At 40.8% G+C, this 16,218-nt stretch carries 17 protein-coding genes and 1 pseudogene; 16 read left to right on the top strand and 2 right to left on the bottom strand.

From position 1 onward, the window contains the following. The 5 genes from nuoN to spoIID all read left to right on the top strand — a co-directional run bounded on the left by nuoN (window position 1) and on the right by spoIID (window position 5,399). Complete coding sequence (nuoN, locus tag ACJ9PY_RS25835) at window positions 1-1,527, top strand: NADH-quinone oxidoreductase subunit NuoN (protein ID WP_411739281.1); 1,527 nt, start codon at window positions 1-3, stop codon at window positions 1,525-1,527. A gap of 149 nt (window positions 1,528-1,676) precedes the next feature. Beyond that, a complete protein-coding gene (locus ACJ9PY_RS25830; RefSeq protein ID WP_034315776.1) occupies window positions 1,677-1,919 on the top strand; it encodes a DUF1146 family protein in 243 nt (80 codons plus the stop codon). A gap of 158 nt (window positions 1,920-2,077) precedes the next feature. Further along, window positions 2,078-2,827 (top strand): YwmB family TATA-box binding protein, encoded by a 750-nt coding sequence (locus ACJ9PY_RS25825; RefSeq protein ID WP_063574656.1) that lies wholly within the window; start codon window positions 2,078-2,080, stop codon window positions 2,825-2,827. Window positions 2,828-2,859: 32 nt separating this feature from the next. Further along, a complete protein-coding gene (gene murA / locus ACJ9PY_RS25820) occupies window positions 2,860-4,161 on the top strand; it encodes a UDP-N-acetylglucosamine 1-carboxyvinyltransferase (protein ID WP_034315774.1) in 1,302 nt (433 codons plus the stop codon). Window positions 4,162-4,361: 200 nt separating this feature from the next. Then, entirely contained in the window at window positions 4,362-5,399 is a 1,038-nt protein-coding gene (gene spoIID, locus ACJ9PY_RS25815) for a stage II sporulation protein D (protein WP_223255874.1), read from the top strand. Window positions 5,400-5,418: 19 nt separating this feature from the next. On the opposite strand, the gene ACJ9PY_RS25810 is transcribed toward spoIID, so the two are convergent. After that, entirely contained in the window at window positions 5,419-5,844 is a 426-nt protein-coding gene (locus tag ACJ9PY_RS25810) for a VanZ family protein (RefSeq protein ID WP_057278178.1), read from the bottom strand. Between the two features lie 153 nt (window positions 5,845-5,997). On the opposite strand from ACJ9PY_RS25810, the gene ACJ9PY_RS25805 reads away from it, so the two are divergent. From ACJ9PY_RS25805 to ACJ9PY_RS25770, 8 genes and pseudogenes are all read left to right on the top strand, one after another. Then, window positions 5,998-6,939, top strand: coding sequence for a peptidoglycan DD-metalloendopeptidase family protein (locus tag ACJ9PY_RS25805; protein WP_411739280.1), 942 nt, complete (start codon window positions 5,998-6,000; stop codon window positions 6,937-6,939). 435 nt (window positions 6,940-7,374) lie between these two features. After that, window positions 7,375-7,647 (top strand): sporulation transcriptional regulator SpoIIID, encoded by a 273-nt coding sequence (spoIIID, locus tag ACJ9PY_RS25800; RefSeq protein WP_034315767.1) that lies wholly within the window; start codon window positions 7,375-7,377, stop codon window positions 7,645-7,647. A gap of 306 nt (window positions 7,648-7,953) precedes the next feature. Further along, window positions 7,954-8,955 carry a rod shape-determining protein gene (locus tag ACJ9PY_RS25795; RefSeq protein WP_048685812.1) on the top strand — a complete coding sequence of 334 codons (1,002 nt, stop codon included), beginning with the start codon at window positions 7,954-7,956 and terminating at the stop codon, window positions 8,953-8,955. Between the two features lie 277 nt (window positions 8,956-9,232). Next, window positions 9,233-10,071 (top strand): annotated as a pseudogene (locus tag ACJ9PY_RS25790) (flagellar hook-basal body protein). 48 nt (window positions 10,072-10,119) lie between these two features. Further along, window positions 10,120-10,962 carry a flagellar hook-basal body protein gene (locus tag ACJ9PY_RS25785; RefSeq protein WP_411739279.1) on the top strand — a complete coding sequence of 281 codons (843 nt, stop codon included), beginning with the start codon at window positions 10,120-10,122 and terminating at the stop codon, window positions 10,960-10,962. Between the two features lie 168 nt (window positions 10,963-11,130). Beyond that, complete coding sequence (locus ACJ9PY_RS25780; RefSeq protein ID WP_053087418.1) at window positions 11,131-11,385, top strand: DNA-directed RNA polymerase subunit beta; 255 nt, start codon at window positions 11,131-11,133, stop codon at window positions 11,383-11,385. A 128-nt stretch (window positions 11,386-11,513) separates the two neighbouring features. Next, the gene (gene fabZ / locus ACJ9PY_RS25775) at window positions 11,514-11,942 is read left to right on the top strand and encodes a 3-hydroxyacyl-ACP dehydratase FabZ (RefSeq protein ID WP_034315755.1); all 429 of its coding nucleotides are present in this window, start codon (window positions 11,514-11,516) and stop codon (window positions 11,940-11,942) included. Window positions 11,943-12,212: 270 nt separating this feature from the next. After that, entirely contained in the window at window positions 12,213-12,533 is a 321-nt protein-coding gene (locus ACJ9PY_RS25770) for a hypothetical protein (RefSeq protein WP_411739278.1), read from the top strand. A 113-nt stretch (window positions 12,534-12,646) separates the two neighbouring features. Here ACJ9PY_RS25770 and ACJ9PY_RS25765 read toward each other — a convergent pair whose 3' ends face one another. Beyond that, window positions 12,647-13,081 (bottom strand): YwpF family protein, encoded by a 435-nt coding sequence (locus tag ACJ9PY_RS25765; RefSeq protein WP_034315749.1) that lies wholly within the window; start codon window positions 13,079-13,081, stop codon window positions 12,647-12,649. A 358-nt stretch (window positions 13,082-13,439) separates the two neighbouring features. On the opposite strand from ACJ9PY_RS25765, the gene ssb reads away from it, so the two are divergent. The 3 genes from ssb to ACJ9PY_RS25750 all read left to right on the top strand — a co-directional run bounded on the left by ssb (window position 13,440) and on the right by ACJ9PY_RS25750 (window position 16,200). Beyond that, window positions 13,440-13,802, top strand: a complete 363-nt coding sequence (ssb, locus tag ACJ9PY_RS25760; RefSeq protein WP_053536875.1) for a single-stranded DNA-binding protein — start codon at window positions 13,440-13,442, stop codon at window positions 13,800-13,802. A 444-nt stretch (window positions 13,803-14,246) separates the two neighbouring features. Beyond that, window positions 14,247-15,251, top strand: coding sequence for an ABC transporter ATP-binding protein (locus ACJ9PY_RS25755; RefSeq protein ID WP_148666451.1), 1,005 nt, complete (start codon window positions 14,247-14,249; stop codon window positions 15,249-15,251). Continuing rightward, entirely contained in the window at window positions 15,232-16,200 is a 969-nt protein-coding gene (locus ACJ9PY_RS25750) for an ABC transporter ATP-binding protein (protein ID WP_057278171.1), read from the top strand. The genes ACJ9PY_RS25755 and ACJ9PY_RS25750 overlap by 20 nt, the downstream gene beginning before the upstream one ends. Window positions 16,201-16,218: the final 18 nt, after the last annotated feature.

The raw sequence follows: 16,218 nt of genomic DNA, 5'->3' as shown, positions 1-16,218 counted from the left end.
ATGGATTGGAACACGATGCTTTCTTATGATTGGGGAGCGATGATGCCGGAATTCATCATTCTTGGAACGACCATGATTCTTTCGATACTGGATTTATTCTGGCCGAAGCACTTTAATCGGAGAAAACTGGCATGGCTCGCGCTAACCGGAATCATTTTGGCATGTTTGTCACTGATTAGCCTGCTGTCCTTTGAGACAGTCAGTATCTTATCCGATACGTTTCGTTTAGATTCATTTGCAAAAGCTTTTAAGCTGCTACTATTATTCGGAGCGGCCCTGATCATCCTTCTGGCTGAAGGATATGAACCGCGAGAGGGTCTGCGTGAGCACCGGGGGGAATTTTATTATCTGTTCCTGACCGCTTTGCTTGGAGCGATGGTCATGTCCTCAAGCGGTGATTTGATCACGCTGTTCGTTGGACTGGAACTTCTTTCACTTTCATCTTATATATTAGTCGGAATGCGCAAGCATGATCGGAAGTCCAACGAAGCGTCCATGAAGTATGTGATAAACGGAGGCATTTCCACAGCAATCACCTTATTCGGGATGAGCTATTTATATGGAGTGACCGGTTCCGTCAATCTAGGCGAAATGAGCAGTACGATGGCTGCGATGACGGACGGGCAGCTGCAATATATCATGGGGCTCGCTTTCTTCATGGTATTTGTCGGTGTATCCTTCAAGATAGCTGCCGCACCGTTTCATATGTGGGCGCCGGATGTCTATGAAGGGGCACCGACACCGGTCGCAGCCTTCTTGAGTGTAATTTCGAAAATGGCGGGTTTCGTCATCATCCTGCGCCTTTTTCTTTCGTTGTTCCTAACGGCTTCCGGTGATACGTTCGGGGCGCTAGATTTTTTGGATAAAAATAATATTTATATAGCTTCATTGGCGGGGCTGACGATCATCATTGGAAATGTGGTTGCGCTAAGGCAGCAAAATTTAAAACGAATGTTTGCCTATTCAAGCATCGCTCATGCGGGTTACCTGCTTGTGGCGGTGGCAACATTGGGCGGGGGATATTTCCTGCTTGATACTGTCTGGTTTTACCTAATGGCTTATGTATTAATGAATATCGGTGTATTTGCAGTCATTCAGCTGCTCTCCAGTCAAAGTGGGTCCGAAGATATCAGCATCCTTGCAGGAATGGGGAGGAAATCCCCGTATCTTGCCATGGCATTCACCGTATTCATCCTGTCGCTTGCTGGAATTCCCGGGACGACAGGTTTCATTGGCAAACTCAATATTTTTCTTGGGACATTCATAACGGAGCCTGGACATTTCGTCCTTGCGGGAATCATGATTGCAGGTACCATTGTGTCCTATGTGTATTATTTCGGATTATTGGTGCAGGTCTTTTTCCGACCGATTCATTCAGAGAAGGTCATTAAAATTCGTCCGGGTCTTCACATCGTATTGATCATATGCGTAATAGGCACCATACTTTTCGGGGTGGCGCCAAATATTGCCTTTGATTTTATTCATGATCAATTTGGTGATTTTACAGACTTTATTTCGAGTAAATGATATAATGCCTGTATCAGAGGCTTGTTCCATTGGATCAAGCCTCTATTTACAGTTTTAAAAAGATATTTTGCAATTCTTCCTTTTTAATTCCAAATATGATGGGGTTTTGTGTTAGAATAGAACTCGGGTGTCTTTTAGGAGGTATGTACATGTTTTCAGCAATGGGACAGCAGGCTTTGACAGGAATAATTGCACACTTGTTTTTCATCGCAGTTACCTGGTGGGCTTTACAGGCATTACATTTTGATAAAATGTTAAGATCCAATTCGGTCATCAAGGCCAGGGTATTATATATTTTATTAACCGTTGCCATCGGTTCAGTTGTAAGTAATTTCTTCCTCGACTACCTGGGATTTGCAAACCAACTTCCGTATATGTTTAGTAATGACTGATAAGCTGTAAGAATATTCTTATAGCAAAATATGATTCTACTCTTGTATTCGCTATTGCTTCCTGCAAGTTTAAGGGGAAGGTGTCACCAATTGTCGGAAAACTCGAAGTATGATCTCTCTCCTTATGGAAAGAATGTGTAAAAGGGGAGGGATTTAACATGTATTTTTTAAATAAAAAAATGTTAACATACATAGTATTTCTCGGTTTGACGGTGATTTTAATTGGGAATAGTACGATTGTGGCAGAAAGTAAACCAGATATAGTTAAAATGGTGGGACTGTTACAGGAAGATAAAGATTTAGACATAGGGGATTGGTCTGTACTCACTAGAGAAATAAATAAAGAGATTACAACTAAACAAGAGTTTGAAAGCGAAGTTACAGCTTTAAAACGAAAATACCCTCAATTTCAATGGCATCGGAAAGATGATGCTTCCGGCTGGAAGGCTGAGGCGTTAACTTACAATGTCGATTCAGGTCTGACCGAGTCTATCAAAATAATGACAACGGAAGAGAAATTTGATAAAGTTACCTATGTTATTTACGAAGTGAAGGGGAAAAAGTGGAAGAAAGCCAATAATGCCTTTTTTACCGCTACGTTCCAAAACAGGGTGAATGACCTATTTATAGGAACTCCTTCAATTTTTTCTTGTATTAAAGGGTCTATCAATGATAATATGGATTCGGTTTTAAACTCTAAAACTGAAGACCTGTTAGATATGTTCCAAGCAAGGGAAATTGAGAGTGTGCACGAAAAAAACTTTACATCTATATCTGCACATTCAACTTTGTTTAAACAACCTTTGACAAAAGAAAAATTAAATTTGCAGTTTGGGCTACGGACAGAAGGATTGGGTGACCGAACGAACTTTGTAGTTGGCACACCAATCATAACGTTTGAATATTAATATAGAGAAAATGGACGCGGAGGGGAATACTTTTGGAAAAAATCATCGTCCGCGGCGGAAAAAGGCTTAGCGGGACAGTTAAAGTAGAAGGTGCTAAAAACGCCGTTTTGCCAGTTATCGCTGCAACATTATTAGCAAGTGATGGGAAAAGTATCATTAAAGATGTTCCTACGCTCTCCGATGTATATACAATCAATGAAGTATTGCGCAACTTAAATGCAGATGTTGCCTTTCATGACAATCAAGTAACTGTAGATGCATCAAGAGAGTTATTAGAAGAAGCACCATTTGAATATGTACGTAAAATGAGAGCTTCCGTTTTAGTGATGGGCTCATTACTGGCAAGGAATGGCCGGGCCCGCGTTGCTCTTCCTGGTGGCTGTGCCATCGGATCACGTCCTATCGACCAGCATTTAAAGGGCTTTGAAGCGATGGGAGCAAAAGTGAAGGTCGGCAATGGTTTCATTGATGCCGAGGTAGAAGGCAGACTTAAGGGTGCAAGAGTGTATCTTGACTTCCCAAGTGTTGGTGCCACCGAAAACATCATGATGGCTGCTACGCTTGCTGAAGGTATTACGATTCTTGAAAATGTGGCCAAAGAGCCTGAAATTGTAGATCTTGCGAATCTCCTTAATAAAATGGGTGCCAAAGTCAGAGGTGCCGGTACTGGTACGATGAGAATCGAAGGTGTCGATAAATTATATGGCACTGAACATACGATTATACCTGACCGTATCGAAGCTGGTACATTCATGACAGCGGCCGCTCTTACTGGCGGCAATGTTCTTGTTCAAGGAGCTGTACCTGAACACCTTACTTCCCTTATTGCTAAAATGGAGGAAATGGGCGTTAAAATTCTTGAAGAAGAAGATGGATTACGCGTTATCGGTCCAAAAACCTTGAAGGCCATTGACATCAAAACAATGCCGCATCCTGGTTTCCCGACTGATATGCAATCGCAAATGATGGCATTATTACTGCGTGCTGAAGGAACAAGTATGATTACGGAGACCGTTTTCGAAAACCGTTTCATGCATGTTGAAGAATTCCGTCGCATGAATGCCAATATTAAAATAGAAGGCCGTTCCGTTATCGTTAATGGTCCAACTAACATTCAAGGTGCTGAAGTAGCTGCAACAGATTTACGTGCCGCTGCAGCGCTCATCCTGACTGGATTGGTTGCAGATGGCATTACACGTGTTACAGAATTAAAGCATCTTGACAGAGGATACGTGAATTTCCATGGTAAATTGGCATCTCTAGGTGCTGATGTGGAACGTATTAACGAAGATGTGCCTGCTGAAACAAAAAAAATTGCAGATTTAAACGCATAAGTAGCTTATAAAACCATTCACGTTCGAGTCTCCGAACCGTGAATGGTTTTTTTTATCATGTTCCGGATTCTTGGCCGACAGTTAAATAGTTGTCGTTTTTCTATTCATAAATGCTTGTCCTTCGACATACATTTGTTATGTAAAGATACCTGCTGGATACGATAATACGGCAGAGAACAAGTGTAGGGAGGCTCAGGAATTTGAAAGCAATCAAACCGATGGTCGTACTATTCATAGCAGTAGCATTCGTAATTATCATGATTCCGGCAGTGCTTGTGCTTCCATTTTCAAATGATAAGACAAGTGGGCAGTTAACCGAGCAGTTGGAAAAGAAAGGGAAGAGTGAGGGCAAAGAGGTAGCGGCAAATGAAATGAGTTCCGTAGAAGTTGCCGTTTACCGCACATCAGCAAAAAGGATTGAAAAACTGCCAATTGAATCGTACTTGAGTGGTGTGGTTGCAGCTGAAATGCCAGCAGATTTTGAAGAAGAAGCGCTGAAAGCACAAGCGTTGACGGCGAGAACCTATATTGTCAATCAGCTCATAAGCGAAAGTCGATTAGGCTTGCCCGATGGTGCCGATGTAAGCGATACGGTCATGCACCAAGTTTATAAGAATAATGATGAGCTGAAAAAACAGTGGGGCTCTGATTATAAATGGAAAATGCAAAAAATTAACAAGGCCATAAAAGAAACGGCGGGTCAAATCTTAACCTATGAAGGAAAACCGATTACTGCCACTTTTTTTTCGACAAGCAATGGCTATACGGAGAATTCCGAGGACTATTGGCAAGCTGAATTCCCCTATTTAAAAAGTGTATCCAGTCCATGGGATAAAGAAGAATCACCAAAGTTTTATAATAAAGTAGTAGTCGCTACTGCAGATTTTGAGAGAAAATTGGGTGTAAGTCTTTCTTCGGGAACATCCATAGGAACTGTCATTGAAAGAACATCAGGTAATCGCGTAGGTGTAGTGGATATCGGAGGAAAGAAAATGACAGGAAAACAGATTCGTGAGAAGCTCGGGCTGACATCTTCCGATTTTGACTGGGAGCGTCAAGGCAACCGGATTGTGATCACGACAAAAGGATCTGGACACGGAGTTGGAATGAGCCAATACGGTGCTAATGGCATGGCCAGGGAAGGGAAAACCTATGAAGACATTGTGAAATATTATTATAAAGGCGTCAAAGTTCAGTCTTCAAGTAAGTGGCTGAATACGATGACGGCAAAAAAATGAGAGATGGGAATTCCATCTCTCATTTCTTTTCGTTTAATTTTTCTATAAAGGTCAAAAAGCCCCGTTTACGCTTGAAATAATGATATTGGACATGAAAATAAACTGCAGCTACCCCAATGATATCTTTAATGACATCTATTATGCTAGAGGAGCGGTACGGGACGAAAGATTGATGGTATTCATCGATCACTCCATAAAGGCAAGCTACAAGGGCAGCCAACAGGCTTAAACCAGGTCTCAGTTTTTGGTGTGCAGCAAGTGCCGAAACAAATAATATATACAAAAGGGCAAATTCGACCAAATGAAGTGCCTCTTTGATAAATCGGTCAAATGACGATGAGGGAAGATCAAGAATCATATCATCGGGGTTGCTCGACATTATCCAAATGGCAATCATATATAGAAAAGGCAATAACGTTAACACAAGTTTAAAAGCTTTTTTCATGATTTAAACATCCTTCAACAGTAAGATACCAAACATTTTACCATTCTACGAATAAAATCGGTTTCATTTCCACAAAATAAATCTAAAAAAAATTTTTTCCTGAATGTATATAATTTTAACAAAATGTTCAGAATGATTGCTGAGGTGATTAATATGAGAGAGGAAGAAAAGAAACCAACTTCCACAATCCGACGTATACTAAAACAACGTTGGGCATTATCAGCAATCTATATCGCAAGTGCAGCCATAATCTTAGCCGCGGCCTTCTTATTACAAAATAGTTTTAATGATTCAGCTAAAGATGGCAAAGAGGAATCGGCTGAAACAGGAAAAAACTATGGTGAGCCTTCTGTAGAGGTTAATAGCAATCTTGAGACAATCAAGATGCCTGTGGCCGATGCAGACAAATCGGTTATCAAGAAACAGTTTTATGATGTGAATGCGGATGAAAAGGCACAAGAAGAAGCATTGGTTTTCTACAACAATAGATATGAGCAAAACAAAGGTATAGACATTGCAATGGAAGATGGAAAGTCTTTCGATGTAAAAGCTTCCTTAAGTGGAAATGTAACGAAAGTTCAAGACGATGCGTTACTTGGAAATTTAGTTGAAGTAGAGCATGAAGATGGTGTTGTTACTCGTTATCAATCTGTTAAAGACATTAAGGTTGCAGTCGGTGACAAAGTGAAACAAGGACAAGCAATTGCTACAGCAGGAAAAAGCCAAATCAATGAAGAGGCTGGCGTACATGTCCACTTCGAAATCAGAAAAGATAACATTGCGTTAAACCCACTTGATTTTGTTGATAAACAAGCTTCTGCGATTCAATCTGCAACTGAAGCTGACAAAGAAACACCTGCAGTCGAAGGATCAGAAACTGACAAAGAAACACCTGCAGTCGAAGGATCAGAAACTGACAAAGAAACACCTGCAGTCGAAGGGTCTGAAGCTGACAAAGAAGAAACACCTGCAGTTGACGAAACTGACGAGAGCACTGATTTAGAGAGTGGCACTGATGAGGAAGGCTCTGTCCCTGGTGAAGATACAACTGAAGAAAGCGATTCCTTAAAAGATTCGTTAAATCAATCTAATTAAGATTAAGATTTTTAATAAAATCAAAACAAAAACCTAGAGCGTTACGAATGACAACAACTGAAAATTTGGTAAAAGGAGGCCGTTCACTTTGAACGGCTTCTTTTTTTCTTTCGGGGAAATATTGGCCAATGTGCTGAAACCTTTGAAATTCTGACAAATTTCTCGGGAAATAATTTACGTTTAATGAAAATAAACAGATGAAAAATCAGAAATAAATCCAAACCTCCTGTCCCATTAGGCATATATTCTTAACCAAGCTAATAAGATGTTATAAACCATGCAAAGAGAGTGTTTGAGGTGAGGAATCGTTTATTACAAATTATCTAATAGGTGAATAATTCTATCTTTCATTGTTTATAGGGCAGCGGTATTCGATTCGAAAAATACGAATCTCATTTCACACTTCTCACATCCAATTTGGGGAGGTCGAGTGGTGTGCACGATTACATCAAAGAAAGAACTATCAAGATAGGAAAGTATATCGTGGAAACTAGAAAAACAGTCCGCGTCATTGCAAAAGAGTTCGGAGTCTCTAAAAGCACAGTGCATAAAGACTTAACTGAGAGGCTGCCAGAAATTAATCCTGATTTGGCTAACGAAGTGAAGGATATATTGGATTATCATAAATCCATTCGTCACCTTAGAGGTGGAGAAGCGACAAAATTAAAATACAAACGTTCTGAAAGAGAAGAAGAAATCGTTAAATGATACTTGAATCATTCCGGCAATTGGAAGTGAATCGGGCTATCGGGGAATGAATAAGGGGACATGAAAGTGAGTGTCAGCTTTTTCTTAACCTTGATGCGGTTCCATGCCGGATTTTTTTAATGGGAAAATACGGTAAGGTAGTACATAAGGCATTGATTTTTTTTACATATTGTCAAAATAGGAAATAATAGTCTGTATTAGTGTTTATTTATAATTCATACTTACTTGTGTCAATGCAATATGGTAAAATAAACAATTAGGACAGAAGTAGGTTATATGTGAGGATATTCAAGGAGGATTTAAGAAATGTTTGCTAGAGATATTGGGATAGATCTTGGAACAGCCAATGTTCTTATACATGTCAAAGGTAAAGGAATTGTGTTAAATGAGCCTTCGGTAGTCGCGATTGATAAGAATACGAACCGTGTTCTTGCCGTCGGGGAAGAAGCTCGAAAAATGGTAGGCCGTACTCCAGGAAACATCATCGCAATCCGTCCTTTAAAAGACGGTGTCATTGCAGATTTCGATGTAACAGAATCGATGCTTAAGCATTTTATCAATACATTGAATGTGAAAGGCTTTCTTTCAAAGCCTAGAATTTTAATTTGCTGCCCGACCAACATAACAAGTGTCGAACAAAAGGCGATTAAAGAAGCTGCCGAAAAAAGCGGCGGGAAGAAAGTATACCTTGAAGAAGAGCCGAAAGTGGCCGCAATCGGTGCCGGTATGGATATTTTTCAGCCAAGCGGCAATATGGTCGTAGACATTGGCGGGGGTACAACGGATATTGCCGTTCTTTCAATGGGGGATATCGTTACATCTTCATCCATTAAAATGGCCGGTGACAAATTCGATAATGAAATATTACATTATATCAAGCGGAAGTATAAGCTCCTGATTGGTGAACGTACAGCGGAGAACATTAAAATCCAGGTTGCAACCGTCTTCCCTGGATCTCGTAATGAAGTCATCGATATCCGTGGGCGTGATATGGTATCGGGATTGCCTAGAACCATTTCGGTCAATTCTGAAGAAATTGAGGAGGCACTTCGCGAGCAGGTTTCCATCATTGTACAAGCTGCAAAAAGCGTACTTGAGCGGACGCCGCCAGAACTTTCTGCTGATATCATCGACCGCGGCGTCATTTTAACAGGCGGGGGAGCCTTGCTTCACGGGATTGATTTACTTCTTGCTGAAGAACTTAAGGTCCCAGTACTCGTTGCCGAGCAGCCAATGGATTGTGTAGCAATCGGAACAGGTATCATGCTTGATAATATGGATAAATTGCCACGGCACAAATTCAACTAAAAAGCGGGTGGAAATCCGCATCATAAGATAGGGGTCTAAGGTTCAGACAAACGTGAGGCATAGTGAAAGTGCGTGCAGTTCCAGTACTGATGAGCAATAGGCCCTCTTCTTTTAGTCGAGAATTTAACACCATTCCTTTAAATTTGACCTAGCCTACGATATGACAAATTCTTCTGCCTAATGCTTCTCCTTTTCCTTAAGATACTGATGTTCATGACCGATAAGATAGATATGAGATATTGAACGGATAAGTTATGTAGATTGGGGAGTGAAGAAGATGTTAAGAGGTTTTTATACGGCTGCTTCCGGGATGCTTGCACAGCAAAGGCGCACGGAATTACTCACAAACAATATGTCCAATGCGAATACAACAGGGTATAAAGCGGATCAATTGAGTGTAAGGTCTTTTCCGGAAATGCTCATAAGCAGCATTGGTGGTGAAACGGTGCCCACGGAGAGCAAATTTGGCATGTCCAGCTTTTCCCAGGTTGGGGGGTAAGTACGGGTGTTTACGTACAGGAGGCGAATCCTTTATTTACCCAGGGAACATTGGAGGAAACCCAGCTTGATACGGATATTTCCCTTGTTGATGAAAACCTACCGATCAATGAGGAAACGGGTCGGCAAGGCTCGGTGTTTTTTACTGTCCAGGATGGCGATGGTGCTATCCGTTATACGCGTAACGGCAGTTTCACCCTGGATGGGCAAGGTTATCTGACTACGCCGTCCGGTCATTATGTATTGAACGAAAATAATGAAAAGATCCAGCTTGACAGCGATCGATTCACAGTAGCGGAAAACGGTGTTATTTTAGAAGGAAATGTTCAAATCGCACGTTTGGGGATCTGTTATTCGGATGATCCGTCATTACAGCTCATGAAAGATGGCGAAGGTCTATATAAGGCTGTGAATGATGGGGATTTACCTAGCGCATACGCGGCTGCGGATGTCGGTTTTTCTACTAAGCAGGGCTTTCTTGAAGGCTCCAATGTTGACCAATCGAGAACGATGACAGAAATGATGTCGGCATACCGCTCTTTTGAAGCAAGTCAAAAGGTGCTTCAAGCCTATGATAAAAGTTTGGATAAAGCGGTCAATGAAGTTGGCAGGCTTTAATTGAGCAGTAGGTGAAATTCGGAAATTTGAACTGTAAGGGGAAAAACCATGAACCGGACGATGATGACGGCGACGAATACGCTGAACCAACTTCAAAGTAAAATCGATCAAATAAGTAATAATATCGCGAATGTGGACACGACAGCCTTCAAAAAGACCCAAACGAGTTTCAATGACTTATTGACACAGAGTTTCAATAATCAACCGAGTGAGACGAAGGAAAAAGGAAGGTTGACCGCACCTGGCATCCGGCAGGGAACAGGTGCTATGTTAAGCCAATTTCAATTGGTGCTTTCACAGGGTGCCTTAAAGACGACGGACCGCAATCTTGATGCAGCATTCACCCGGGATGACCAATTCTTCACCGTAAGCGTTCAGGACGATAATGGGGTCAATACAAGGCTTACAAGGGATGGTGCCTTTTATTTATCCCCTAATGCTAACGATCAAATGATGCTTGTTACCTCTGCTGGACATAAAGTACTTGATGAAAATGGTGAACCGATCCTCATAGAGGGAAATATTAAAGGCATTAAGATTTCGGAAAATGGCTTATTGATAGTGGATACGGAAGAATATGGCGAGAAGAGTTTTGGGCTCGGAATAGTCTCGGTCAAGAAACCGCAATTTCTTGACCGGCTAGGCGGGAATTTACTTGGCCTGCCCAAAAACTTCAATGCCTTGGGTGTTACGGAAGACGATATCATGACTGCATTAACAGGGGATTCCCGCAACCAGGCAGCAGTCCGTCAAGGTACTCTGGAGTCCTCGAATGTCGATCTTTCCAAAGAAATGACGGATCTAATTAATGTTCAGCGGTCTTACCAATTTCATTCCCGGGCGGTAACGATGGCAGATCAAATGAGCGGATTAGTCAATGGAATCCGTTAAGGTACCTGGTAAATAAAATGTCTCCCTGCGGAATTAGAGCAAATCGGTTATAATGAATTCATAACAAGAGAAATCATTCGTGCCGACCATTTTGCATAGCTGCTGAATTTCTGGCGTATCGGGGAAATCAGGCGGCGAGTTTTCTTAAAAGGAGCTTTCACATTCTATATGGAACAAAATCGTGTAATGAGACAACAAATTGAAGAAGAGATAAAGGAAGTTGAGGCGAAACCGAATCGTAGGATCAAGGTCCGTCTTTTGCCAATTTGGCTTCGTTTACTCATTGTTATCGGATTGATTTTCATTGCTGTATTATCCGGGGCACTATTAGGATATAGTGTGATTGGCGGAGGACATGCAATGGATGTTTTCCAAAAATCCACATGGACCCATATTTTTGATATAGTGAACAAGGGCGCGTAGTTCCATGTTTTTTTGAAGTAGTTGCTGTCGTTAACGGATTTATATTTCATGGCAACTACGCCTCTGTCTAGATGACAGGGGCGAGTTTACGTTATGTTTGAAATATTTAAGTCATAGGAGGAACAAGTATGCTAGATATCACACAAATAAAGGAAATTATTCCGCATCGTTACCCATTCTTATTAGTCGACCGGATCATAGAAATTGATGAAGGGAAAAGAGCGGTTGGATTGAAGAATGTCTCGGCAAATGAAGAATTCTTTAATGGCCATTTCCCCGATTATCCAGTTATGCCTGGAGTTTTAATTGTAGAGGCCTTAGCGCAGGTTGGCGCTGTAGCCGTCTTGAAACAAGAAGAATATAAAGGCCGGCTTGCATTTTTCGCTGGGATTGATAATTGCCGCTTTAAAAAGCAAGTTAAACCAGGTGATCAGCTGCGTCTGGAAGTGGAAATAGTGCGTATGAGAGGTTCAATGGGCAAAGGGAAAGCAGTTGCAACGGTTGATGGGGAAACAGCATGTGAAGCCGATATCATGTTTGCTTTTGGTGACAAATAAGATTCTTTTTCCTTAACTATATATTTCAAAAAGAGGTTTAAGGAATCGTGAAGCGGTGTATATAAAAAGCACTGCATTGCTTTTTTAAAGCAAGAGCGGTTTTTAGATCTTTCTATTCTCCCTTTGAATGCCGGACATTTTTATGTCCGGCATTTTTTAATGTTTAATTCCAAATAGCAGATTTTCTTTTTAAATTTAAAATAGGACGCAAGTTATTTTCATATTCGGGCAAAATACCTAATGATAAAGAAAGAAGGGAGGTTGCCAAAAATGATGAAGAAAATTTTTGCACTACTTGGGGGATCTTTATTATCTATTATGTTCCTTGCTGGATGTGGAAATAATGATGATAATGATAAAAATCCCGCACCAGAAGATGATAACAACATCATAGAAGATGATAACAATGACAATGGTGTAAATGATAACAACGGTACAGATGATAACAACGATAACGATGATGGCGTGCTTGATAACGACAACGACAACGACAACGATGATGACGTCCTTGATAACGACGATAATAACGTCGATGATGATGCAGATGACTTGATTAAAGACGATGATAAAAATGACGACAAAAATAAGTAATTAGCACAGAATGAGAAAGACTGCTTAGGCAAAAAAGGATTAATATCCTTATCCGTCTAAGTCAGTCTTTTTTATGTGCATTCGATTTGGGGATGGAAATTAAGGGAAGGGTTTTATTTATTAGTTGCTAATTTAGGCTTTGAGCGGATTTTTTGCTTGAACTCTTTTATAAGTTCATCGCCGACGAGACCTTTTTGGACCAAATCTTCAAGAAGGAGTTCTGCATATTTGCTCCGTGTTTTTTGGATGTGACCAACAAATAAAAGGCTATAATGATTGCCCACTTTTCTTATTGTACGTAAAACAGTTTGAAACAAGGCCGGTTCATTGTCCTTTTTGGTAATGACTGCCTGGATATACACCTCTCCGTCTATATCGGGAAGTGAGGGTTCAAGCTCTTTGAAATGTTTTTCTTCTACAAAGGCTTCCAGTAACCATGATCTAGCATCGTTTTCTTTATTTATGATCAATCCATCTGTTAATGCAATATCAATCAAGTTTAAATTTTCAGTAACAATTTGCAACGAGATCAATTTGAATGATTTCATCTAATTCCTCCGTTTCTTGCAAGAAAGAGCGGCGATTACCTCTCTTAAACGTAAATTTTAAAGGGTACATATCGATTAATCCTTTTAAAGGTAATTATATCATACTAAAAAAAAGTCTCTTAATGAAATGAAAACCCAACATTTGTCTAAATTATGAAGGATGGAATAAAAATTTGCAAAATATTTAATTTTGTTAACTATTCGTTTTTTACCTGATTTTAATCACTAAAAAATGTTTTTGCACCAATCCAAACGACTTTTTATGAAGAAAAACGGTGTAATAAAATCATTTCCTCCATTTTTTAATCGATGGAAGAAAGCGTATGATTAAAATAATTAAAGAGGAAGGAGTGAAACAATGATTAACCAAGTTACCCTCGTCGGCAGGCTTACGAAGGATCCAGAATTAAGATACACACCTGATGGCAAGGCTGTTTCCAATATCACATTAGCAGTCAACCGGAACTTCCGTAATACTGTCGGTAACTATGAGGCAGACTTTGTACAGTGTATCATATGGAAAAAGTCGGCTGAAAATACTGCTCAATATTGTAAAAAAGGAGCCATAATCGGCATAACTGGCAGAATACAAACAAGGAGATACGAAAATCAGGAGGGTAAATATGTATATGTAACTGAAGTGGTCTCCGAGAGGGTTCAATTCATCGGAACTAAACAAAATGATGGAAAGCCCAAGGATTTTGAACATATTGGTTTATAGTGTTACGTGAAGGTTGGGCATGCTAGCTTGCTTAACAAAGAATTGTGTTTTTAAGAAAATGTAAGATCTAAATTCGATACACAAAAAAGTATTTATATGACCATAATGAATAACCAATGCATAGAATTACAGGGATTTTTTATGAACTAGGCAGTAGCATATAGAATTTTTTTTCATCCATTCATTCCCCAAAGCTAATATAGCTTTTTCTCCGCAGTAAACCCCGATTTACCCTCAAAAAAATTGAGTTATATGATTTCCCTCTTGTAATGACTGCAAATAAGCAGTCTTTTTTTTGTGCCAAAATGTGTGTAAATAGAAAAAATAAAAAAATAATTCTGTTAAATTAGAATTTTTAGAAAATATATTGTAATATTTTAATTTTGATGCAATAATAAACCCAATAATATAATGGAAAATAAGTTATATATAGGAAGTGATTTGATGGACGAACCAATTATTAAGGTTAATGGGCTTCGAACCAGTTTTCGTACGGACGATGGGGTGATCCCTGTCGTGAATTCAATCGATTTTCATGTCAATCCTGGTGAGGTTTTAGGGATTGTAGGAGAATCGGGATGCGGAAAAAGCGTAACTTCTTTGTCCATCATGGGTCTTGTTTCTTCACCGGCTGGTAAGGTGGAGGGGGAAATCCTTTTTAAAGGAGAAAACATCGCAAATGCCTCTGAAGCGAAAATGAGAAAAATTCGCGGAAATGATATTGCGATGATATTTCAGGAACCGATGACAAGCTTGAATCCCGTGTTCACTATTGGCGAGCAGTTGGTCGAGACGCTTCGGATACATAAAAAATGGAATAAAAAGCAGGCACGAAATAGAGCGGTGGAAATGTTGAAGTTGGTTGGGCTTGGCCGTGCCGAGGAATTGCTCAAAGAGTATCCGCATCAGCTTTCTGGCGGAATGAGACAAAGGGTCATGATAGCAATGGCCATGATTTGTGAGCCTAAACTCCTTATAGCCGATGAACCGACAACGGCTTTGGATGTGACGATCCAGGCACAAATCCTGGAATTAATGAAGAATTTAAATAAAGAAACAGACACGGCAATCATGATGATTACCCATGATCTTGGGGTAGTGGCGCAAATGTGTGAACGTGTCATTGTCATGTATGCCGGCAAGGTGATAGAGGAAGGAAATGTGCAAACGATTTTCCAAAACCCTAAGCATCCTTACACGGTCGGTTTACTTCAGTCGATTCCCGATATGCGAATAAAGAAAGAGCGCCTTTACTCGATACCGGGTAATGTGCCAAAACCTGGGACAAGCAACCTCGGGTGCCAGTTTGCCCCCCGTTGCTCCCATGCCATGGAGCAATGTATAAATGAGACCCCGTCTCTACTGGAATTCGATGAGGGCCAGCATGTTCGCTGCTGGCTTTATGAAGATGGGAAAGGAGCTTCCTTGCATGAATCAAACATTGGTTAAGGTAGAAAACCTAAAGAAGCATTTTCCGATAAAAGGAGGGGTTCTGGGAAAGACCATTGGAGAGGTCAAGGCAGTTGATGGTTTGTCTTTTTCCATTTATAAAGGGGAAACCTTGGGGCTTGTCGGTGAAAGCGGTTGCGGAAAATCCACGACGGGAAGATTATTGCTTCGATTGCTTGAGCCGAGCGAGGGCAATGTTTATTTCGAAGGAAAGGACCTGACAGCTTTATCTTCCAGTGAAATGAGAAAGATGCGCCGTGAGATGCAGATGGTTTTCCAGGACCCATTCGCCTCCCTCAATCCCAGGCATACTATTGAAAAAATTTTGGAAGAACCGCTCATCGTCCACGGGGTTAAAGATAAAAAGGCGCGAAAGGCCCGTGTACAGGAACTTCTTAAGGTCGTTGGCCTAAGCAGTTACCACGCTAAAAGGTATCCGCATCAATTCAGTGGGGGCCAGAGGCAGCGTATTGGCATCGCGAGGGCACTTGCAGTCAATCCCAAACTGATCATTGCAGATGAGCCGGTATCTGCACTGGATGTGTCGATTCAGGCCCAGGTCTTGAATCTGTTGCAGGATTTGCAGGAAGATTTTGATTTGACCTACTTGTTCATTGCTCATGATCTTGGAGTGGTAAGGCATATCTCCGACCGTGTCGGTGTCATGTATCTTGGACATATTGTTGAATTGACGGAAAGTGAAGGGCTTTATGAAAATCCGCTTCACCCATATACACAGGCTTTATTATCGGCCGTGCCCATTCCGGATGTGGAATATAAGGGGGATAGGGTAATCCTGCAGGGAGATGTTCCAAGCCCATCAAACCCGCCCAGCGGCTGTCCATTCCATACGAGATGTCCGAAGGCGATGGCAGAATGCAATACGGACAAGCCAATCCTGACTGAACATAAACCTGGTCACTACGTTGCTTGTCATCTATACAATTGACACGACGTATACATAAAT

Source organism: Peribacillus sp. S4 (assembly GCF_046715815.1).
GTDB classification, from domain to species: Bacteria; Bacillota; Bacilli; order Bacillales; family DSM-1321; genus Peribacillus; species Peribacillus frigoritolerans.
The sequence above is the reverse complement of the archived record's forward strand: the minus strand, read 5'-3'. Positions and strand labels throughout refer to the sequence as shown.